Consider the following 22315-nt stretch of genomic DNA (forward strand, 5'->3'; position numbering starts at 1 on the left):
ATCTGATGGAACCCATTGATATTGGTCTGATCGTCTCGGGCGGTATGCTTGTTCTTGTGGTGTTGGGGATGCGCGTGGCCTTTGCCGCCGCGACAGCTGGCATGATTGGCTTGATCTGGATCTTCTGGGCCAAGTTTGGGTACGACCCGGCGCGGTTCGGCAAGGCTCTGACAGTGGCCGTCAAAACAGCGGGGCAGGTGCCGCACTCCAAGATTTCAAGCCAGGCGTTGAGCCTTATTCCGACCTTCATCCTGATTGGCTACCTCGCCTATTACGCGGGCCTGACCAAAGCACTGTTCGAAGCCGCGAAGCGTTGGCTCGCATGGGTCCCGGGCGGGCTGGCGGTTTCGACCGTTTTCGCAACCGCTGGGTTTGCGGCGGTATCTGGGGCCTCGGTCGCCACTTCCGCTGTGTTCGCCCGTATCGCCATCCCCGAGATGCTGAAGATAGGCTACGACAAGCGTTTTGCTGCAGGTGTCGTTGCTGCAGGCGGTACGCTCGCCTCGCTCATCCCGCCTTCGGCCATTCTGGTCATCTACGCGATTATCGTCGAGCAGGACGTGGGCAAACTGCTGTTGGCGGGATTCATCCCGGGCATGTTCTCGGCAGTAATTTACGGCTTGCTGATCATTGGCATGGCCGTTGTGATCAAAGGATTTGGCCCCGCAGTCACCGGATTTACATGGAAAGAACGTTTCCTCTCGTTGCCGCCCGCATTGCCCATCGTGATTGTCGTCGTCACCATCATCTTCTTTGTTTACAACCCGTTCGGCGGCGATGCCTGGGGTACGCCAACCGAAGGTGGCGCAATTGGAGCATTTGTGGTGTTCCTGATGGCGCTGTATCAGGGCATGCGCTGGTCCGAACTCAAAGACGCGCTTTTGGAAACCGCCAAGCTGAGCGTGATGATTTTCACGATCATCTGGGGCGTTTTAGTTTACGTTCGTTTTCTTGGTTTCGCCGAACTGCCAAGTGCATTCTCCGACTGGATCACCTCGCTTGAGATGTCTCCGATGCTGATCCTGATCTGTATTCTTCTGGCTTACGCTGTACTGGGCATGTTCATGGATGCCATAGGTATGCTGCTGCTGACGTTGCCGGTAGTTTACCCTGCCGTCATGGCGTTGAATGGTGGTGAAGCCGTAAGTGCAGCCGAAAGTACCTTCGGTATGTCCGGACCTATGTGTGCCATCTGGTTTGGCATTTTGGTTGTCAAAATGGCCGAGTTTTGCCTGATCACCCCGCCTATTGGGCTGAATTGCTTTGTCGTGGCCGGCGTTCGTGATGACCTAAGCGTTCAGGATGTTTTTAAAGGTGTAACGCCTTTCTTTCTGGCGGATGCTGCAACCATCGCGATGCTCGTTGCCTTCCCTGCTATCGTCCTATGGCTTCCTGGTCAGGTTTGAATCACATGGAATGATTTTGGAGTGCGGTATGCCGGTGCAGCTAAGGCCTGCATCAATCAGCTGCACTGCAGAATACATGACACTTGTTCAATGGCCGGTTTGGGCCGAATGGTGGCGAGCTATCCGTTTCAGTCAGGCGCTGCTAGCTCCGCTTTCTCGACAGTCTCAGTCGTGACACATTTTATAAGATCCCGCGAACAGCGGGCATGTGTACAAGTTCAGAATAGATAGCTCGCAGCAAGTCGTCGTGCGGCAGGGGTTCTACCAAACGGCCACCATGCACTGTACCAGGATACAAGAGAAATAGTAGCGTCGGTGCAGTCTCAGTTTCGGCATTTGGGCCCAAGTAGTCAAAACATATTGGAACCGGGCCTTGCAATCAATCGCGTGGAAAAAGTTCATTGGCATCGCTAAGTAAGAACAGATTTGTTCGCTTGCTGCCTTGAATAATCTCCGTGAGCGCGTCCCGCCAACCTAGGATTTATTTCCTGTCGCCTTTAAGCCTAGACCCATCAACCACCCAAAGCATGTTTTTACAAAAATCCTCGCGGGCTCGACGCTCTTTGGGATCGAGATGGGAATGTTGGATCTCCAAAGTGAGGCCTGCCAGCGTGTAGACGTCGGCAATGTGCTTCTCACCAGTATTTTGATCAGTAAACACTTGTTCTTGCCAACGGAGTGGAAACTCATTTTTCCAGTTCCGATTCCAATCAGTTTCTGGTTCCCACCAAGGATCACATTCCACTTTGCATTTGTGCGCCGAATGATGAACCCTAACCTCGCCACAACGCGGAATCATTTCAGATTTGCAATATGAGCATTGCCTTACAGTCCCAGGGATCGGTCTACTTCGGTTGCCATTAATGATTGCTGTTAACATTCCTGCGCCTGGAGCCTGTGGTTTTGAGGTCAGCTAAACGTAGCAGCTTTTCACATCCATCTCGGACTGTTTCGCGAGGCTTAGTGCCATTGGCTTCAGAGCAGCGCATTGCGAAAAAATGGGCCCGAGTCTGGCTCAGTGTGGCGCAATGTCCGCTTTGGGGAAGCTGCGACGCTGCATCGGATGGTGTTTTCAGAGTCCGCCATGGTCCGTCTTCATCGGAGCTGTAAGTTGGCTGATATCGAATGCTGCTCTCACCCCGATGTCGGCAGCGAGCCCATAGTTCTAGATGCTGCATCTTGAATGAGTGACTGCGAAGCTATGATTGCTGCCATTGGTCTGCGCAAGGCGGCCTATGGCTGACCTTCATCTGCGGGTTGCGATGCTGCGTTGCAGCAGGTCGGAGCCGCCATTGGCTGCTATCAAATCGTTCTCGGACAATCGATGTCGAGCAACACGGGCGCCCGCATTAGAGCCGGTGATAGCGGCACATTGAACCCGGACTCATTGAAAACCAGCAGCATCGTAGCGCCGAATCTGCGACCAGCTTGCTAGAAAACCGGTGGGGCCGACTTTCCAATCCACGCCGGACTTAAAATTCGGCCTTTCAATTTCCCTGATTCCGAGCTTCCAGCCGTTCCAGATTTACAACCGTCGAAAGCATAAGACGATCATGGCTCCAATCCTGGGTTTGACGAACCGAGGCAGACCCAATGGCAAGCACAACAACCAGAGAAAGCGTCAGCCCAAAGAAGTTTGTTGACAATTGTGTGTTGGTCACGGGCGCATCGGTCAGGGCGATCACACGCTGGCGCAGAACTTGCTTTGCTTTCGGCCCGTTAACCAGGGCTACATGAAGAATGCGAGGGTTCTTCAGCTTGATAGATCGTGTGCAGTAGTCCAGTAGACAAGCGGTATAGTCGGTCGCGTCAATGCCTTTGCGCGAGACGACAGACTGGTCGCAGGCCAATTCGCGAAGCCGATCAAACTGTTGTTTCATGGCCAGATAGGCCGGGTTCCAAAACAGCAGAGGACGCATAAGCTCGAAACCCAGTTCCCATTCCACGTCCAGCGCGCGGATGTGCTGGAATTCATGCGCCAGAGCAAAGCGCAAATCGCGTGGCGAGTTTAGCAAATGGCTGGGCAAAACGACGTGACGGCGACGAAGGCCGCGTACCGCAAAAGGCACAGTTACGCGATCTGAAAGGCGAATGTCCACCTTTGCCGACTGTCGCCAAAGAAAGCTGGACCGTACGGCCTTGCGAATTGTAAGCGCGTTGCGGGCAACCCGAATTGCCAGAACAATTGATAGAAGAACCAGCGTAGTCAGCGCGCAAGTTACGAAAACAGAGCCGCCTGACAAGACATAGTCGAGCCAGCGTTCGCGCGTATTCAAAAGGGTTTCGAACTGCGCAGCGGGCATGGCGATTTCGCCGCGCAAATAGGCCGCCACTGCGATATCCCCCAGCGCGACAACACGTCCGGGCCACACCTGAGCGACAAAGCCCGAAACACCGATCGCCAGAACCGGGCTGAGCATAACGCCGATGCAAAGTATCTTGAGCGAACGAAGCTGAGCAACAAAGCCGTACCTCATGGGCGTCAACGCAAGGCCCCCACGCACGGCCAGCCAGATCAGCGCCGATAATCCAAGCACAACGTTGAACTCGAGAAACGCATCGAGAACCGGTTTAACCGCTGTCATTTTGCAGTCTCCTCTCTACCAGTGCTCGAATCTCCTCTAGGTCATCTTCTGTCAGGCCCTCATCGTCGACCAGCCTTGCAACCAGAGTTGCGGGCGTGTCGTCAAACAGGGTCCGGGACAGATTCTGCAACGACCGCGACTGATACCTGTCCTTCTCGAGAAGGGGTCTGTAGATCAGCGACTTGCCGTTCTTCTCGCTTTCGACAAAGCCCTTCTCATCAAGGATCCGCAAAATTGTGGCTCCGGAAGTGTAGGCGAGATTGCGATCAGGTGGCAGGCGATCAAGGACTTCACGGACCGTGCCCTGACCAAGCGCCCAGAGTTCGTTCATGAACTCAAGTTCCACTTCGGTCAGAAGATTTGTTGTCTTTTTCTTTCGCATCAATCTCGGTGTCGCCATTATTAGTATGTCTGACAGACAAGCATCCTTTCGCTGTTTCGCAAAGCCTAAACTTTCCAGAAGACGAAGACGCCCCAACCGATGGACAGGAAAAGCGGCGTCCAGACCGGTTGTCCGACCAGCCCGAGCCAGGCCAGGAAGATATAGGTCGAGCCCAGCAGGGTGATGAACAACCGATCCCCCAGCGTGGTGGTCAGCCCCAGCACGCCGCGCCGCTCGATCCCGTCTCGGAATTTGAACCCTTCCAGCAAACCAATTAGGGCGATGGCCGAAAATATACCGATGAACACCGCCAGTGTTGCCGGAGTCCATGCCATCCAGAAATCCGGCCACAAAGGAGCGGTCCACGAGAAACCTTTTTCCTCTTGCTGACCGACACTGCCCCAACCGGCCTGTTGGGCATAGGCCACTGAAGGCAGGAATGGCAGAGTGACAAGAAGTTTACGCATATCGAACCTCACACACGTCCCATCGCGAAACCGCGCGCGATGTAGTTGCGGACAAACCAGATGACGATGGCGCCGGGGATGATGGTCAGCGTGCCGGCGGCGGCCAACAGGCCCAGTTCGTACCCCGCGCTGGAAGCGGTGCGGGTCATCACGGCGGCAATTGGTTTGGCCTCGACCGCAGTCAGGGTTTTGGCCAGCAGCATCTCGACCCATGAGAACATGAAGCAGAAGAAAGCAGCGACACCGACGCCCGCTTTGATGTTCGGCAAGAAGATCGTCACGAAGAAACGCGGGAACGAGTAACCGTCTACATAGGCGGTTTCATCCAGTTCCTTCGGGACGCCGCGCATGAAGCCTTCCAGTATCCACACCGCCAGAGGCACGTTGAACAGCGTGTGTGCCAGCGCCACAGCCAGATAGGTGTCGAACAGGTGGATCGACGAATACAGCTGAAAGAACGGCAGCGCGAACACAGCCGCAGGGGCCATCCGATTGGTCAGCAGCCAGAAGAACAGCTGTTTGTCCCCCAGGAACCGGTAGCGCGAGAACGCGTAGGCCGCAGGCAGCGCCACACAGACCGAGAGCACCGTGTTGATCGTCACGTAGATGATCGAGTTGATATACCCCCAGTACCACGTGGGGTCGGTAAAGATGGTGATGTAGTTCTCCAGCGTGAAGGTCTGGGGGAACAGGGAAAAGCCCGACAGGATCTCGTTCGTTGTCTTGAAGGACATCGCCACCAGCCAATAGATCGGTAGCATAAGAAACGCGATATAGAGGATCGGGATAAGGGACCGCTTCTTCATTGCGCGTCATCCTTTGTCATCAGAGTGTAGAAGACCCACGACACAAGCAGCGTGATGGCGAAGTAGATCAGGCTCATCGCGGCTGCAGGGCCAAGGTCGAACTGTCCCAGCGCGATCTTCACAAGATCGATCGACAGCAAGGTGGTTGAGTTACCGGGGCCGCCGCCGGTCAACACGAAGGGCTCGGTGTAGATGTTGAAACTGTCCATGAAGCGTAGCAAAACGGCGATGGTCAGGACGGTTTTCATCTTGGGCAGCTGGATGTAGCGGAACACTGACCACGGGCTGGCACCGTCAATCTTGGCAGCCTGATAATAGGCGTCAGGGATCGAAACGAGGCCCGCATAGCACAGCAACACCACAAGCGAAGTCCAGTGCCAGACATCCATGACAATGACGGTGATCCAGGCCGAAAGCGGCTGTTGCGTCATGTCATAGTTGATGCCCAGAACGTCATTCAGGAAGTATCCCAGAAGACCGATCTGGGGCAGGGTGAAGATGTTCCACATCGAACCGACTACGTTCCACGGGATCAGCATCGGCAGGGCCATCAGCACCAGACAGACCGGCACCCAGAATCCTTTGCGAGGCATCGACAGGGCCACGATGATGCCCAACGGCACCTCGATCAGCAGGATCAGGAAGGTGAACAGGAATTGCCGACCCAGCGCGGCTTGGAAGCGGTCGGATCGCAGGATCTGTTCGAACCAGCCCAGACCTTCCCAGAAGAACTGGTTGTTGCCGAAGGTTTCCTGCACCGAGTAGTTGACCACTGTCATCATCGGCACCAGCGCGTTAAACGCGACCAGCGCCAACACCGGTAGGACAAAGAACCATGCCTTTTGGTTTTCCGTTCTCATTGCGCGCGCTCCTCGGTAGCAATCCAGCCGTCGCGGTATACGCGCGATTGTTCAGGTTTGAATTGTAGGAAGACCTGTGAGCCGGGCTCAGGCACCACATTTTCCGTCACAACCTTTAGCGCAGTATTGCCGACCATGGCGCTGACCACATAGTGGCGTCCAATGTCCGAAACTTTGGTTACATGTGCAGGGATGCCTGTGTCGCCGAAGCCTACATATTCAGGGCGGATGCCCAGATCGGTGCGGCCCCCGTCGCCATGGGTCAGGCCTTCCAGCACAACCTCGTGACCTTCGAACACCGCGCGGTCACCCTTGGCCTCGCAGGGCAGCACGTTCATGCCGGGGGAGCCGATGAAGTGGCCGACAAATGTGTGTTGGGGTCGCTCGAATAGCTCAACGGGCGTGCCGATCTGCACCACTTCGCCTTCCTGCATCACCACAACCTCATCAGCAAAGGTCAACGCCTCTGTCTGGTCGTGGGTCACGTAGATCATCGTGGCTTGCACACGCTGGTGCAGCTCTTTCAACTTGGAGCGCAGTTTCCATTTCAAATGGGGGTCGATCACTGTCAGGGGTTCATCGAACATCACCGCGTTCACGTCGTCTCGCACCAGACCGCGACCCATAGAGATCTTCTGTTTGTTATCCGGGCTAAGACCCGAGGCGCGAGTGCCCAGCATATCCGTGACGTCAAGCATCTCGGCAATCTCATCGACGCGACGCTTAATCGTCTCCGGGTCAACACCCCGGTTTTTCAGCGGGAAAGCCAGGTTCTCGCCGACTGTCATCGTGTCGTAGATCACCGGGAACTGGAACACCTGTGCGATGTTGCGTTGGTCGGGGGGTAAGGTGGTCACGTCACGGTCGTCAAACAGGATCTGTCCTTCGGACGGCGTCAAAAGACCCGAGATAATGTTTAGCAACGTGGACTTGCCACAACCGGACGGTCCTAGCAGCGCATAGGCACCGCCATCGCGCCAAGTCACGTCGATTTCCTTCAGTGCATAGTCTTGCGGGTCTTTCGGCGTCGACATGTAGCTGTGTCGCAGGTTTGAAAGCTTGATCTGTGCCATGTCAGGCTATCCTTTTGCCATCTTGGCCGAAATACCGGCAGTGGGCCGGGTTCATGTAGAAGCCGTGATCTTCGCCAACCTGATAGGGGTGGACGCCCGAGGCAAGTGACACCCACGCATCATCGCCATGTTGGAAATGCGCGCTGGAATCCGAGCCGGACAGTTCGGTCACAATCACGCGGCCGGTAAGCTCCACATCATCATCGGAAGAGCGAAACGGGGTCACCCGATGGGGACGCACGGCGACCATGTAATCTCCGTCGGCCATTTCTGTGACAGCCCAGCCACCTCCACCAGCCATTTGCGCCTGAGCGCCGGACACAGTGATGCGCGCGACATTGATCGGCGGATCCGAAAAAACTCGCGCGGCGGCGATGTTCTCAGGGTTGCGATAAATATCAGCGGTCGGCCCGAACTGGGTCACGCGACCATCTTCCATCAGGGCCGTGTATCCACCCAGAAGCAGTGCTTCTTCGGGCTCTGACGTGGCATAAACCACCACAGCACCACGACCCGCGAACAGATCGGGCAACTGCTCGCGCAATTCTTCACGCAATTTATAATCGAGGTTTGCCAACGGTTCGTCGAGGAAGACGGCGCGGCTCTCTTTCGCAATGGCGCGCGCCAGTGCCGTGCGTTGCTGTTGCCCGCCTGACAGCTCATGCGGGCGGCGGTGTAACATCGGGCGCAGTTGAAGCAGATCCGCGGCTTCTTCCACGCGGCCCACAATCTCGGACTTTGCCATACCCGCAACGCGCAATGGAGAGGCGATGTTGTCGAACACGGTCATATGCGGGTAGTTCACAAAGAACTGGTGCACCAGGCTGATCTGCCGCTTCTGCGTGTTCAGTTTGGTCACATCCTGACCATCCATGAAGACCTTGCCCGAGGCAATCGGGTCCAGCCCGGCCATCATCTTGATCAGAGAGGTCTTGCCCGATCCTGTCGCGCCCAGCAACACATTGAAATGGCCGGTCTGCAGCGTCAGGTTGGTTGGTTTGATATGGATGACGTTGCCGACCCGCTTGGTCGCGTCCTGTAGTTCGATCATTTTCGCGAATTCCGATCCCGCAGCGCCCGCGCTGTCTTGGTCTTGGTGTGGGGGTGCCGCGAACGGCACCCCGGGTTGCTTTGGCTTACTGAGACTGCCAGCGCTGAACCAGCTCGTCATAGTTGACAGTCTGGCCTTGCGGCTTTTCGTTCTCAAGCTTGGCCTTGGGCGAACCTTCTTTCTCGAGCCAGAATGACGCATCCTGCGGCTCGTTCAGGCGCGGTCCGCATCCACCGTAAACACCTGCGCTTTCATCCGCGGCCTGCATACGGGCCATGGTGATGTCCATCTCTTCTGCCAGACGGTCCATCGCCTCTTGCGGAGTGAACGCGCCCGAGTTCACGTCACCGATCTGCTGCCACCAGATCTGGGCCAGCTTCGGATAGTCCGGAACGTTGATGCCAGTCGGCGACCATGCCACACGGTCAGGCGAGCGATAGAACTCGACCAGACCACCCAGCTTGGGTGCGCGTTCGGTGAACGACTCGTGGTTGACCGAGCTGTCGCGGATGAAAGTCAGACCCACATGGGACTTTTTCACATCGACAGTCTTGGAGGTCACGAACTGAGCGTAGAGCCAGGCCGCCTGAGCTCGATCCTCGGGGGTCGATTTAAGGAAGGTCCATGAACCCACATCCTGATAACCAACCTTCTGGCCTTCTTCCCAGTAGGGACCATGCGGGCTGGGCGCCATCCGCCAAAGCGGCGTGCCTTCGTCATCCACGGTGTTGTTGCCTTCGGACTTGGGCTTGACCATGTCGGCAGTAAACGCGGTGTACCAGAATATCTGCTGGGCCACATTGCCTTGGCTGAGCGCCGGCAGCGACTGATAGAAGTCATAGCTTGCGGCACCTGGAGGCGCATAGCTCCGCAGCCATTCATCCCACTTGCGGATGGCATAGACCGCAGCCGGACCATTTGCAGCACCACCGCGCGAAACGGACGCACCGACTGGGTTACATGTGCCCGCTTCCATGCGGATGCCCCATTCGTCGACGGGAACACCGTTCGGCTCGCCCACGTCACCGGCACCAGCCATCGACAGCCAGGCGTCGGTCATGCGCCATCCTAGGTCAGGCGCGCGCTTGCCATAGTCCATGTGGCCATAGATCGCGACGCCGTCGACTTCTTTCACGTCATTTGTGAAGAATTCAGCGATGTCTTCGTAGGCCGACCAGTTGACCGGAACGCCCAGATCATAGCCGTATTTCTCTTTGAACGCGGCTTTGTTGTCCTCGTCATCGAACCAGTCCTTGCGGAACCAGTAGAGGTTCGCGAACTGCTGGTCAGGCAGCTGATACAACTTGCCGTCCGGTCCGGTTGTGAACTGAATGCCCATGAAGTCATCTAGATCCAGCGTCGGCGAAGTTGTCGCCGCCCAGTCGCCACCCATCATATCGGTCAGCGGATAGGCCAACTGCAGGCGCGAATGTGTTCCGATCAGGTCGCTGTCGTTGACATAACCATCATATAGGTTCCGCCCGGTTTGCAGCTGAGTCTGAACGGCCTGAACCACTTCACCCTCGCCGAGAATCTGGTGATTGACTTTGATCCCTGTGATTTCCTCGAACGCCTTTGTCAGAACCTCGGATTCATAGGAATGCGTCGGGATACCCTCGGACAGGACATTGATTTCCATGCCCGAGTACGGTTGTGCAGCTTCGATGAACCACTTCATTTCGGACAACTGTTCGTCCTTCGACAAGGTCGATGGCTGGAATTCGTCGTCAATCCAACGTTGTGCTGCGGCTTCGTCGGCCCAAACAGGACCGTGCCCCGCAATGACGGCCGCTGCCGCCACGGCGGAAAGTAGATGTCTCCGCATCTGTCTCCTCCCAAGATTATGTGATCCGGCGCAGACCGGATGGCAATCAGCATCGGTGATATTCGGCGCAGCTGTCAAACTAAAATTTTAGTAATGACTGCTAGTATTGTTAACCAGTTGATAGTGAACATTATTTTTACCATTTAGATATTTATGATTTATAATTTGTTCAATCAACTGATATCCGTGGGTACTGATAACATCGCGTAACTAATTCTTGAGTCGACTCAACACCCGCTGCTCAAATGCGAATTCAAAAATAGAAAAAGCGGCCTGTCAATGATGTCCGCATGTTTCGGATCTCCATCGAATTTCTTGCCAAGCGCGATCACGAAGGCATAGAAGCCGCCATATTGCGGTAGATACGCTTCAGAGTTTGCTTCGAACTTCGCTTTACTTTCTTTCGAGGCAAAGTAGTAGGCACCGCCTTCATGCACGGCGGTGTAGACGGTTGTACCGTCCGCCACGGCACCTGTTGTCGCCAAGGTCGCGGCATCCACCCCGTGCAACCCAAGGGGCACAAAGTAATGGCCCAATTTTAGGGGGCAAAGACACTAGGTTTAGGCTGAATATAGCAGCCCACATTGATAGGGTTTGCTTCGGCTTCAGTTCTTTAGCTTTACACTCACTGTGTTCTTGAGTGTCAATGGTCTAGGTTTGCAACGGATACCGATGGGTTCATCTATCTAAGCCCCAAAGCCTGCCCGTTTTCATCAAAAAAATGCAGATTGTCCGTGGGGAAGTGCAGACCAATGTGGGTGCCCGATGTCAGGGCCGTATCGCCGTTCAGACGGACTGTGACCTTGTCCTCGCTTCCACAATCCACAATCAGGAATGTGTCTGCACCCAGATATTCGATCACCTCGATGACGCCGTCAGTCTGACCATCGCCTGCAGCGCCTACCCGAATGTGTTCGGGGCGGATGCCAAGCTTGGTGGCCGCTGCGGACCATGAAAACGGGCCACTGCGGCCGTGCTCAAGATGGAAACTGTCGCCCTCGGTCGCGCAGGGCAAGATATTCATCTTTGGGCTGCCGATGAACTGGGCCACGAACAGGTTCGCAGGGCGTTCATACAGCTCGCGCGGCGTACCGACCTGAGCGATCTTGCCGTACTCCAAAACCACGATGCGGTCGGCCAATGTCATCGCTTCGACCTGATCATGCGTCACGTAGATCATCGTGCGCTTGAGGCTTTGGTGCAGCTTTGCGATCTCATACCTCATCTCGACCCGCAGGGCGGCGTCGAGGTTGGAAAGTGGCTCGTCAAACAGGAACGCGGTGGGGTCGCGGACGATGGATCGGCCGATAGCAACCCGTTGCCGCTGACCACCAGAAAGGTCTTTTGGTCTGCGTTCCATGAACGGTCCCAGCTTGAGAACCTCTGCAGCGCGATTAACCTGTTCGGCGATCTCCGCCTTGGGAACACCGGCCACCTTTAAAGAGAACCCCATGTTCTCGGCGACTGTCAGATGCGGATAAAGCGCATAGGATTGGAACACCATTGTCAGGCCGCGTTTTGAAGGCGGGTGATCGGTGACATCACTGTCATTGATCAACAACGACCCGCGCGAGATATCCTCGAGCCCGCCGATCATGCGCAACAGAGTGGACTTTCCGCAGCCCGATGGGCCAACGAAAACGATGAACTCGCCCTCTTCGATCTTGAGGTCCACGCCCTTGATGACCTGGGCCGAGCCGAACCATTTTTCGACTGATTTAAGTTCGATGCTACCCATCAGGCCCTCCCTGCCCAGTGAAGCCAAACCGCTGCTGTCCAAGAGAAAGCCTTACCACCAGCCGGGCTCCCGGTTATTGGATCGAAGTATTCTGCAAAACCAAAGCCCGAGATCAGATCGCCGGTTTTTTTGCGCAACTGATCTGCGTGCTCGGTATGACCCAGATCCTGTAGCCCGAATCCGATCATCATGTTCATGAAAGCCCAGGTGGGCCCGCGCCAATAGCGGCGCGCGTCGAATTTCGGCATTTCCGGGTCATAACTCGGAACTGGATAGGGCACGGTTTCTAGTGTGGTTTTCAACCGTTCCAGCATCTTGTCCGACTCAACACCCGCATACCAGCACAGGTAGGACGCGTTCGATACGCTGCCTGACATCTCGCCGGTATGTGTGTCGCGCGCATCAAAGCTGCCCAGCTCTTCGTTCCAAAGCGAGCGAGCGCCGGCTTCCAGTTTTTCAATGTCTGTGCTTAAGCCTTCAGCTGCCAGACCAAGCTGTTCACTGATCACCAGCAAGTCCCGCGCGGCCCGCAGTGTAGCAAAGGTCATCGTGGGATCGGCGACACGGAACGGGTTCAGCGACAGCAGCTCCTGCTGATCCCAGCCTGCTTTTCGACCGATCTGTACCAGCCTGATGTAACGGTCATAGTCGAACTTTGTCGGGCGATCCTCGCTGTTAACATGGCTGGTGTCGCGGCGTTTGTACTCTCCCACATCCGACGCATCCATGCGCGCCATTGAATTGTCCCAATCTGGCGCGTTATCACGACCCGCTTCCCAAGGGTGGGTTGTACAAACAGCCCCGAATTCATCCAAACGCCATTTCATGATCCAGCGGTGCCAAGCCAGCAGCTTTGGGAACAGTGCCTTCATCCGTGCGTCTCCGAACGCGGTGTCCTGTTCCCAGATTTTGCGGGTCATCGTGGCCGCGATGGGGGGTTGGATAATACCCGATGAGGGGATCGGACCATTGCAGCCCCAAACATCCGGGCCGGGGAAATACCCTTCATCCTGCTGGTGGAACAGGATGTGTGGCACCATGCCACTATCCCATTGCCCGGTAAACAGTGTCTCGATCTCGACCCAGGCGCGGTCGAGGTCGAACTGGGCAAACCCAAGCGCAGTAATCGCACTGTCCCAGTTCCATTGGTATGGGTACAGCCCTTCGGTTGGGATCGTGTAGCCGCCGCGATCATTGGCAATCAGGATATTGCGTGCCTCGCGGTCGGGGTTTGTGTGTTGATTCATCTCGGTCATCCTTTGACAGACCCCGCTGTGAGGCCTTTGGTCATAAAACGTTCAAGCCCCAGGAACAGCGCCATGATCGGCACGGTGGCGATCACCGCACCGGCCATCAGGTGCTGGCGGGGAATTTCTGAGGAGTTCAGCATCGTGACTCCTCGGGTCAGGGTAAATTTCGACGGGTCGTCCAGCAGCATGAAGGCCAGAAGGAACTCGTTCCAGGCGATCATGAAGACATAGAGTGAGACCGAGGCCAGCGCTGGCAGGCTCAGTGGCAAGGTAATCTTCCAGATCACCGCCAGGCGGGACAGGCCGTCCATCAGCCCGGCCTCTTCTACCTCTGTCGGCAATCCGCGAAAATAGCCCTGCAGCATATACAACGCGACTGGAATTGTCGTCACCGGGTAGATCATCACGATGCCGAGGATCGAGTTGCGCAGGCCGGTCAGCGAGAACGCAATATAGATCGGCAGCGCCAGAACGATCATCGGCACCATGTAGATCAGCAGAATCGAGCGTGAAAAGGCCTTTTGCCCCTGAAACCGGAACCGCGCCACGGCATAGGCTCCGGGTACACTGAACAGCAGCGTTATGAACACCGTCAGTACCGAGACATAGAAGGACGTCCACAGATAGCTGCCGAAATTGAAGTCGCGGAACAGCTCGGTATAGCTGCGGAACAGGGCGGCGCCCTGGCTCAGGTCCACCGAGAAATCCAGCGGGTTCTGCAACAGCGCCTGCTGGGATTTCAGGCTGGTCATCACCATCACATAGAACGGAATGATCACGATGGCGGTGAAAAAGATATAACCAAAACCGGTGCAGAACCGGATCACCGCATCCTCGTATTCATGGCGGGTGAGCTCACCGAACGGTGTTTCCTTCAGGATCGCTGCCATCGACAGATGCATCACAACGGCAATGCCGATCACCGTGATCAGAACCGCCTGCAACGATGTGCCAGAGCCGATCAGAACCGGGCCAAATCCGCTGAGGCAAGACAGGCCCAACAGTGCCGAAATACCCAGACGCGCGCGCGCGCGCTGTTGCGGAAAACGGACATAAACAAGACCAGCCAGTGTTCCCCAGATCAGGCACAGTAAGACCTGTGGTCGGAATGCGTCGCCGGTTGAGAACGACATGGTGATGGCAGCGGTGGTGGCGATCACCACCATCCATAGCGCGCCCAGAACAGGGCCGGTTATATACCCTTTGCGCATCACAGACCCTCCTCTCGGCTGATGAAGCGGAAGAAGACGAAGCTAAACGCGATCAGGCACATCAGGATCACTACGGCGACGGCCGCGCCTGCGCCGATGTTCGAGATTGCAAAGGCCTGCTCATAGACATTTACGGTCAGCGTGCGGGTGCCCGCATTGCCGCCGGTCAGCAGGAAGATGTCGTCGAACTTGTTGAACGTCCAGATAAAGCGAAGCAGGAACAGCACCGACAGGATACCCAGCAGTTGCGGGATGCTCAGCAGCCAGAACTTCTGGAACGGAGAGGCGCCGTCCATATCCGCAGCCTCATACATGCTAGAGTCTATGGACTGCATTCGCGCCAGAATGAACAGGAAGGATAGCGGGAAATAGCGCCAAATCTCGAACACCGTCACCATGATCAGCGCCAGTGGTCGTTCGCCGAAGAAGTTGATCGGTTCGCTGCTCAGGCCCATTTGAACCAGCAGTGCATTGGCTGAGCCTGAGAATGGGTCAAACAGAGTAACCCAGGTGAATGCTACAGCAATAACCGGGGCGACATATGGGAACAGATAGAGACCGCGTATGAACCCTTGACCGCGGAAACTTTTGTTAAGCAGCAGCGCGGCGAACAATCCCATGACCAATGCGCCAATGGTTCCGAAGACGGTGTAGAACAGCGTCACCCAAAGCACGCCCCAGAACTCTGACCCATCGAAGACGCGGGCGTAGTTTTCCAGGCTGAACTCGAAATTGGTCAGCACATTGGGACCGCTGCCTGTAACGCCGGGTTCTGACCCTTCGACCAACTCTTCGAATGCGTCAGGGTCGCCGTCTACGGTGACCGGGATACGAATTCTCTCGCGTTGGCCGCCATCCAAGATACCAAAATCGCAGAACAGGTCTTGTCCTTCCAGCACACATGGTGCTGCGATCTCACCTGTGGGTGTCACACCCTCAGGCAGCACATCGCTTAGAGTGACGCCGCCGATGGCAATCTCCTGACTGGAATTTCGCAGGCGATATTCGATCCGCAGATCATCGCCCGATCCACGCAGGCTTTCTCGGACAACCGGCGCCGGTGGGCGCAGGTCGGACAAGGTAAAGGGCTTGAAGCTGATCCAGATGATCGCCAGCAGCGGCAGGATCACAACAAGAGACACGCTTATCACGGTCGGAGCCAGCAATGCCCAGGCAAGACGCGCTTCGCGCTTGGCAAGAGCCCCGGTACCGTTCGGTGGGGTGGCCGAAGACATGAGAAACCTCGAAGGGTTGGGTGCAGCGGCGCGAACGCCGCTGTAGATGCCATTGAGTGGTAGCGTTACTCGACCTTGGCGAGTTCTTCGTTCATCGCCGCAACGGCTGCTGCGGCGTCAATCTCATCGTCGATATACCGACGGACGACGCGGTTGATCGCCTGGCTGTTGATTATCTTCGATGCCAGTGCCAGCTGACCCTCGGCCACGCCCCAGCGCTGTGCCACATCCAAACCGCCGACGATCTCGTCGATCATCGACTGTTCGTATAGCTCACCCAGCGGTGCCTTGCGGTCGACGCCAACGGGCAGTTCGGCCCAAGCCTCAGAGAATGCATTCGGGTTGTCCGCATTGCCGCGGCGCACCGGGAACTTACCCTCGGGCGCGATCGCCAGCGTCTGGGTATAGCCGTCATCCATCGCGAATTTCACGAATTCCATCGCCGCATCGGTGTCCGCGTCGTTGGTGATGCCAAAGTAACGGACGTCACCCCATGCTGCGCCATCGGGGTTCGACGGGCCGGACAGTTTGGTTACGATGCCGGTTTTGCTGGCCAGATCGCGCGAGGTTGGGTCGTCATTGATGGTCGGCGGAGCACTATCCCGCAGACCGGCCAGTTCATCCAGAATGAAGGGCGACCAGATGATCATCGCGGCCTTCCCGTCAAAATACAGCTCGCGCGATTGCTTCCAGAACAGCTCACCCGGAGGAGATGCCTTGGAGATCGCTTTGTAGAAATCCAGAACCTCGGTGGTTTTGGCTTCGTCCAACGGCTGGAACCCATCGGGGCCAACCGGCGACACACCATTGGCCAGGAAAACATGCTCGAGCACCTGGCTCATGAAGTTCTCATCAACCTTGGTGGCCGAGACAAAGCCATACATTTCCGGCGGGTTGTGCAACGCTTCCAGCGCGGCCTGAATGTCGGCAAAGCTGTCGGGCGCTTCCAGACCGGCTTCGTCGAACAAGTCTTTGCGATAGACTACCATTTGGGTCCAGCCGTCGACCGGAACAGAGGCCGTTTCACCGTTGAACGCCGCCATTCCCAGCGCGCCCGGTGCAAACGTATCGGCGCCCAGTTCTTCAATCACCTCAGACGCGGCTTCGGTGTCCAGAATTCCGGCTTCGGCCCAAGGCAGGGCGTATTGCAGCGGGTGGTAAACAACATCCGGCAGGTCACCAGCAGCAAAAGCAGCGGTGGCACGGGTGCCCAGATCGGTTTCTGTAACTGGGATCACCTCAACCGTGGTACCGGTTTCGGCTTTGAACTGATCGGCCATCTCTTGCTGTTTTGCCAGACGTTCGGGCTGTTCCTCGGTGGTCCAGAAGCGGATTGTGTCCGCCTGCGCAGAAACGGCAGCCAGCACCAGCGCCAGCGATGTGCCCAGCATCAGCCGAGATACTTTAGGTGTGAGTTTCATAGTCGGTTTCCTCCCCGGTTATGATCGTTGGATTAGGTTGATTTTTCGCGCCAGTGCCTCGGGTGTCAGCCGGGGTGGCCCGTCGGATTCGCGTGCGATAAGCACGGCATCGCTGAGTTCGCGCAGGGTTGCGGGTTCTTCGCCTCGGGTCTGGCGGATCAGTAGTGTGGCCAGTCGCTCTCCTGCGCGTCTCGAATCCACGCTGAATGTTGTCAGCCCCGGATTGACGTATTGGCATTCGGGAATGCCGTCATATCCAAGGATTGAAACGTCTTTTCCGATCTCAAGGCCAAGTTCAGCGCAAACTGGATAACACCCTAAAGCAGCCAAGTCGGTCGCAAACACCATTGCGGTTGGTGGGTGGTCCAATTTCAACAGCGACCGCGCTTCGTTAGCCCCTTCTTCGCGTGTCCGTGCACCTTCCCGGATCAATTCTGGATCATCCCGCAAGCCGGCAACTTTCAGGCCTTCAAGATACCCGTCGCGGCGCAAATGACTGTAGTTGAACTTCGGATCACTGCCGACATAACCGATACGGCTATGGCCAAAGTTGACCAATCGAACGACCGCATTTCTGATTGCTGCTTCACCCGATATGTCAAACCAAGACATATCATCCATTGGATCCGGTTGGCCGTATTCCGTCCGCCCGTATAGGATAAATGGGACCTGCAATTCTCCAAGGTACTTTACCCGCGCGTCGTCCACTTCGGTTCGGGGCAAAATGAAACCATCTGCCTTGCGTTCTTCGACAAGACGTCCCAACACATTGAGCATATCTTTCCCGGACTTTGCCGTGGAAATTGTCATTGTCCAGTCCGACGCACTGGCTGCTTCGCAAGCGCCTGCCAGAAAATCCTGAAGAAACGGGTTGTGCTGGTCCGGTTCTTCGCTGTTGATGACCATCGCAATAGCCCGAACTTTTCCTGTTCGAATAGCCTGCGCGTGACTGAGCGGGCGATAGCCCATCTTCCTCGCCGTGACCTCAACTCTCTTTCGCGTGACTTCCGAGATGTCTGAATACCCGTTCAATGCGCGCGATACCGTGCTCTTTGAAAGCCCGAGATGATCCGCCAATTCGTCGAGTTTCACCCGCCGTGGCGGTGAGGCGCTCCTAGACTGAGATTGGCGGTTTTGCAGATTGGGATTCGTTGTCATCCTACTATTTGTTCGTTCCGAAACCGGTTTCGGCAACAAAAAAGTCGAAATACCTCTCAAGTGACTTGTTTGAAACGTTATAGCGAGCGTAACGGGGCTGAGGCGTGGGCGAGAACGATCCCGAGTTTGATACGAGGGCCTATCTCAATGAGATGTGGGAAGAAGATTTTGCGGAGTCTGTCGCGATGGTGGGGGCTAGGGACAACCTGGGAACCAGTGACGCGGACCTCGCTGAAGACTTAGAAACGCAGTTCAAACTGATTGCAGCCGCTCACACTACAGGCGAGGCGGACTAGATCGATCGCGTCATAAATCACATTGCATTCATTTGGCATATGAAAAAGCAAGAGATTCATGAAGCTGGGGATGCGAATGACGAGGACCTCGGCGAGTGATGGTACAGCGTTAAGGTGGTTCACATAACATCCGTTCAGCGATGCTCGCAGCTTGTTGTACCGGAGTGTTCATCTATAGTTTGTGCGAGCTTCAGTTCTTGGCAGATACTCACAGCGTTTTTCAAGATGTCCACTCTATCCGCACAACCAGACTTTACTCCAACTTGACCCAAGCCGCATTTTTTGAAGAGCTTTGCACGCATGCGGCTACAAACTTAACGCCATTGAGGCCGTCGCGAACCGTTGGATAAACAACCGAAGCGTCAGGTGAAGTCCCGTTTCGGAAAGCTTGGATCGCCTCCGCAGCCTCCCCATAGATATTCGCGAACCCTTCCAGATACCCCTCGGGATGGCCCGGAGGAACTCTGCTCAACCTATTGGCAGGATCACCGGCCCCAGCTCCATTTCGGGTGACTAGACGCTTGGGTTCGTTGTAGGGCGTAAACCACAGATAGTTAGGATCTTCCTGAGACCACTCCAGCCCACCTTTTTCGCCATAGACTCGCAAACGAAGTGCGTTTTCATTGCCGGGAGCCACCTGAGAGGACCACAGCATACCCCGCGCTCCGCCTTCGAAGCGAAGCAACACGTGCGCGTTGTCATCGACTTTTCGCCCCGGCACAAAGGCCTGCAAGTCCGCCGCCAAGCTTTCCGCTGTCAGCCCGGTTACAAAACAAGCAAGGTTGTAAGCGTGAGTTCCGATGTCACCGGTTGATCCACCCGCGCCCGAGCGTTCGGGATCGGTTCGCCACTCAGCCTGTTTGAAATCCTGCTGCTCGGTCAGCCAGTCCTGCGGGTATTCAACCTGAACCACGCGTATCTTTCCAATATCGCCATTGGCAACCATTTCACGCGCCTGCCGAACCATCGGATAGCCCGTGTAATTGTGGGTCAAAATGAATAGGGCATTCGAGCTTTCAGCTGCTTTGACCAGCTTCTTTGCATCGGCAAGGGTCGAGGTGAGTGGCTTGTCACAAATTACATGAATACCGCGTTTCAGGAACTCACGTGCAGCCGCATAGTGAACGTGATTTGGCGTGACAATTGAGACCGCCTCGATCCCAGATTTCAGCCGGGCTTCCCTGATCGCCATTTGTTTGAAGTCTTCATAGACCCGTTCGAGCCCTAATGCATGACCACTTTCAATGGATTTCTCTGGCGTCGAAGACAAAGCACCGGCAACCAACTCGAACTTGTCGTCCAGTCGCGCGGCTATGCGGTGAACGCCACCTATGAATGCGTCGTTTCCGCCGCCAACCATGCCAAGCCGAATGCGGCCCGAGGCTTCTTCACTGCGTCCTGTAACCATCACTCAATCCCCAGCATCTTGCGATTGGCTGCTTCGTCTGCGCCACCATCAGCGAAATCATCAAAGGCTTTCTCGGTCACACGGATGATGTGATCGGACACGAACTGCGCGCCTTCACGCGCTCCATCCTCGGGGTGTTTGAGGCAGCATTCCCATTCGACAACTGCCCAGCCATCAAAGTTATTTGCCGCCATTTTTGAAAAGACCGCCCCGAAATCCACCTGGCCATCACCAAGCGAACGGAAGCGCCCGGCACGATCGACCCAGCCTTGATACCCGGAATAAACACCCTGTCGGCCGGTCGGGTTAAACTCGGCATCTTTGACATGGAACATCCGGATCCGATCTTTGTAGATGTCGATATTGTCCAGATAGTCGAGGCATTGTAGCACGTAGTGCGACGGGTCGTACAACATGCAAGCGCGTGGGTGATTGCCTGTCCGTTCAAGAAACATCTCGTACGTCACGCCGTCGTGGAGGTCCTCACCTGGGTGAATTTCGTAACAGACGTCAACGCCGCATTCTTCGGCGTGATCCAGGATCGGCACCCAACGCCGAGCGAGCTCATCAAACGCCGTTTCGATCAAGCCAGCAGGGCGCTGCGGCCAAGGATAGACATAGGGCCATGCCAATGCGCCTGAGAATGTCGCATGCGCTGGAATACCCAAATTTTTCGAAGCAGATAGTGCTTTTTTGACTTGGTCTACCGCCCATTCTTGCCGGGCTTTCGGGTTTCCTCTGACGCTTTCGGCTGCAAAACCATCAAACGCGCTGTCATAGGCCGGATGAACAGCCACAAGCTGGCCCTGAAGGTGGGTTGAAAGTTCAGTGACTTCGACGCCATTATCCTTGGCTTTGCCTTTGAAGTCATCGCAATAGCTGGCGCTGGACGCGGCTTGTTCCAGGTCGAACAACCGGCCATCCCAACTGGGAACCTGAACGCCCTTGTATCCACAGTCAGCCGCCCATTTGGTGATCGCGTCCCACGAATTGAACGGCGCTTCGTCCCCTGCGAATTGCGCAAGAAACAAAGCTGGACCTTTAATTGTCTTCATAAAATTTCCTCCCCAAAACCTAAGCCTCTATGGCGGTAAATTTTCCTTCAGATAGATGTCGATACGGATACGTTCCTGGGCTTTGTTGAATGGCACTTTGTCCGAAGTTGCACGCAGCAGACGGACGGCTGAACGAACAATATGCCCGGTGTCTTGCGAGATAAGAGCGTCAAATGTACCGAGCGTAAGCGCCTCACGACTGAGCGGAGTAAGCTCATGAGCTATGATCACCAGATCTTTGCTGAGCTTGTTCTCGGAAAGAAATTGAATCAGGCCTGCATTGCCTGCTGCTGAGGAATAAATTCCAACCAGATCCGGGTAGGTTTCAAAGATCTCGGGCATCATCTTGTAAATCAGATCCGGGTCATCCCGGCCCTCGACAGACGCTACGACTTCGAGGTGTGGAAATTCTTCAGCCACAACTAGATCAAAGCCTTGACGACGCTCTAGGTGGTCACGTGCCAAACGGGATCCTGTAAGTACCAAGACCTTGCCGTCGCGATGCACAAATCGTCCCATCAGCTGAGCGGCGGTTCGCCCTGCCGAAACGTTATCAATTCCTACAAAGTGGTCTCGCTCAGAACTCGGCAAGTCAGACACCAACGCAACCACCGGAACGCCTTTGTCTCTGAGCCTTTTTACGGCGTCGCGGACAGAAGGCGTTTCGGGTCCGAAAACGGCGACTCCGTCAACCTCCAAACTGTCGACAGCATCCAGAATGTTAACGATATCCTGCGGTTCAAACGGAGCAACTTTCTTTATCGCAACGCGGGTCCGCTCGATAAATTGGTCGCGGGATTGTTCTGCGATCTGACTGCTGATTGCATCCACAAACTCGTTGTCCGTTTCCGGCAGAACAAAGAGGAAATTGTAGACACGGTTTCGTGCAAGGTTTGCTGCGGCCGTGTCGCGCACATACCCCAGCTCATCAATCGCCTTTTGTACTTTCTGTACGGTTACGGCCCGTACGCCGGGGCGCCTGTTCAAGACCCGGTCAACAGTCGCCAGGCTGACACCCGCTACGCGCGCGATGTCATTGACGGTTGGCTTTTTCACCAATTCTAATTTTTGTTTTTGGTCTTCCACGT

The 22315-nt window shown here is 55.8% G+C and carries 20 protein-coding genes; 2 read left to right on the plus strand and 18 right to left on the minus strand.

What is annotated here, in order from left to right:
• Positions 1-5: 5 nt before the first annotated feature.
• Positions 6-1406 (plus strand): TRAP transporter large permease, encoded by a 1401-nt coding sequence (locus tag ACR3EJ_RS21185; RefSeq protein ID WP_170546431.1) that lies wholly within the window; start codon positions 6-8, stop codon positions 1404-1406.
• Positions 1407-2893: 1487 nt separating this feature from the next.
• On the opposite strand, the gene ACR3EJ_RS21190 is transcribed toward ACR3EJ_RS21185, so the two are convergent.
• The 15 genes from ACR3EJ_RS21190 to ACR3EJ_RS21260 all read right to left on the minus strand — a co-directional run bounded on the left by ACR3EJ_RS21190 (position 2894) and on the right by ACR3EJ_RS21260 (position 18402).
• The gene (locus ACR3EJ_RS21190) at positions 2894-3991 is read right to left on the minus strand and encodes a M56 family metallopeptidase (RefSeq protein WP_170546428.1); all 1098 of its coding nucleotides are present in this window, start codon (positions 3989-3991) and stop codon (positions 2894-2896) included.
• Positions 3978-4373, minus strand: a complete 396-nt coding sequence (locus ACR3EJ_RS21195; RefSeq protein WP_010442339.1) for a BlaI/MecI/CopY family transcriptional regulator — start codon at positions 4371-4373, stop codon at positions 3978-3980. Before ACR3EJ_RS21195 ends, ACR3EJ_RS21190 begins: the two co-directional genes overlap by 14 nt.
• 65 nt (positions 4374-4438) lie before the next feature.
• Complete coding sequence (locus tag ACR3EJ_RS21200) at positions 4439-4840, minus strand: DUF2160 domain-containing protein (protein ID WP_170546425.1); 402 nt, start codon at positions 4838-4840, stop codon at positions 4439-4441.
• A gap of 8 nt (positions 4841-4848) precedes the next feature.
• Positions 4849-5646 carry a carbohydrate ABC transporter permease gene (locus tag ACR3EJ_RS21205; RefSeq protein WP_170474752.1) on the minus strand — a complete coding sequence of 266 codons (798 nt, stop codon included), beginning with the start codon at positions 5644-5646 and terminating at the stop codon, positions 4849-4851.
• Positions 5643-6506: a carbohydrate ABC transporter permease gene (locus ACR3EJ_RS21210; RefSeq protein ID WP_170546422.1), complete on the minus strand. Its 864-nt coding sequence runs from the start codon at positions 6504-6506 to the stop codon at positions 5643-5645. Before ACR3EJ_RS21210 ends, ACR3EJ_RS21205 begins: the two co-directional genes overlap by 4 nt.
• Complete coding sequence (locus tag ACR3EJ_RS21215) at positions 6503-7579, minus strand: ABC transporter ATP-binding protein (protein WP_170546419.1); 1077 nt, start codon at positions 7577-7579, stop codon at positions 6503-6505. The genes ACR3EJ_RS21210 and ACR3EJ_RS21215 overlap by 4 nt, the downstream gene beginning before the upstream one ends.
• A gap of 1 nt (position 7580) precedes the next feature.
• Positions 7581-8630, minus strand: a complete 1050-nt coding sequence (locus tag ACR3EJ_RS21220; protein ID WP_170546416.1) for an ABC transporter ATP-binding protein — start codon at positions 8628-8630, stop codon at positions 7581-7583.
• Positions 8631-8715: 85 nt separating this feature from the next.
• Positions 8716-10455 (minus strand): ABC transporter substrate-binding protein, encoded by a 1740-nt coding sequence (locus ACR3EJ_RS21225; RefSeq protein ID WP_170546413.1) that lies wholly within the window; start codon positions 10453-10455, stop codon positions 8716-8718.
• A 227-nt stretch (positions 10456-10682) separates the two neighbouring features.
• Positions 10683-10955 carry a YHS domain-containing protein gene (locus ACR3EJ_RS21230; protein WP_170546411.1) on the minus strand — a complete coding sequence of 91 codons (273 nt, stop codon included), beginning with the start codon at positions 10953-10955 and terminating at the stop codon, positions 10683-10685.
• A 182-nt stretch (positions 10956-11137) separates the two neighbouring features.
• Positions 11138-12193 carry a sn-glycerol-3-phosphate ABC transporter ATP-binding protein UgpC gene (locus ACR3EJ_RS21235; RefSeq protein ID WP_170546409.1) on the minus strand — a complete coding sequence of 352 codons (1056 nt, stop codon included), beginning with the start codon at positions 12191-12193 and terminating at the stop codon, positions 11138-11140.
• A complete protein-coding gene (locus ACR3EJ_RS21240; protein WP_480423501.1) occupies positions 12193-13440 on the minus strand; it encodes an MGH1-like glycoside hydrolase domain-containing protein in 1248 nt (415 codons plus the stop codon). The genes ACR3EJ_RS21235 and ACR3EJ_RS21240 overlap by 1 nt, the downstream gene beginning before the upstream one ends.
• A gap of 5 nt (positions 13441-13445) precedes the next feature.
• Positions 13446-14654 (minus strand): carbohydrate ABC transporter permease, encoded by a 1209-nt coding sequence (locus ACR3EJ_RS21245; protein WP_170546404.1) that lies wholly within the window; start codon positions 14652-14654, stop codon positions 13446-13448.
• Positions 14654-15889, minus strand: a complete 1236-nt coding sequence (locus ACR3EJ_RS21250) for a carbohydrate ABC transporter permease (protein ID WP_170546401.1) — start codon at positions 15887-15889, stop codon at positions 14654-14656. Before ACR3EJ_RS21250 ends, ACR3EJ_RS21245 begins: the two co-directional genes overlap by 1 nt.
• Positions 15890-15954: 65 nt before the next feature.
• Positions 15955-17310 (minus strand): ABC transporter substrate-binding protein, encoded by a 1356-nt coding sequence (locus tag ACR3EJ_RS21255; RefSeq protein ID WP_170546397.1) that lies wholly within the window; start codon positions 17308-17310, stop codon positions 15955-15957.
• 18 nt (positions 17311-17328) lie between these two features.
• A complete protein-coding gene (locus ACR3EJ_RS21260; RefSeq protein WP_260027290.1) occupies positions 17329-18402 on the minus strand; it encodes a LacI family DNA-binding transcriptional regulator in 1074 nt (357 codons plus the stop codon).
• 170 nt (positions 18403-18572) lie between these two features.
• Between ACR3EJ_RS21260 and ACR3EJ_RS21265 the strand changes: the two genes are divergently transcribed.
• Positions 18573-18764 carry a hypothetical protein gene (locus ACR3EJ_RS21265; RefSeq protein ID WP_170546391.1) on the plus strand — a complete coding sequence of 64 codons (192 nt, stop codon included), beginning with the start codon at positions 18573-18575 and terminating at the stop codon, positions 18762-18764.
• Between the two features lie 253 nt (positions 18765-19017).
• Here ACR3EJ_RS21265 and ACR3EJ_RS21270 read toward each other — a convergent pair whose 3' ends face one another.
• Genes ACR3EJ_RS21270 through ACR3EJ_RS21280 form a run of 3 tightly spaced genes read right to left on the minus strand, consistent with a single transcriptional unit; the run spans position 19018 to position 22283 of the window.
• A complete protein-coding gene (locus ACR3EJ_RS21270) occupies positions 19018-20172 on the minus strand; it encodes a Gfo/Idh/MocA family protein (RefSeq protein WP_375543915.1) in 1155 nt (384 codons plus the stop codon).
• Entirely contained in the window at positions 20172-21227 is a 1056-nt protein-coding gene (locus ACR3EJ_RS21275; protein WP_170546385.1) for a sugar phosphate isomerase/epimerase family protein, read from the minus strand. Before ACR3EJ_RS21275 ends, ACR3EJ_RS21270 begins: the two co-directional genes overlap by 1 nt.
• Positions 21228-21254: 27 nt before the next feature.
• Complete coding sequence (locus ACR3EJ_RS21280) at positions 21255-22283, minus strand: LacI family DNA-binding transcriptional regulator (protein WP_260027289.1); 1029 nt, start codon at positions 22281-22283, stop codon at positions 21255-21257.
• Between the last annotated feature and the right edge of the window lie 32 nt (positions 22284-22315).

This window comes from Ruegeria sp. AB11 (assembly GCF_056536325.1).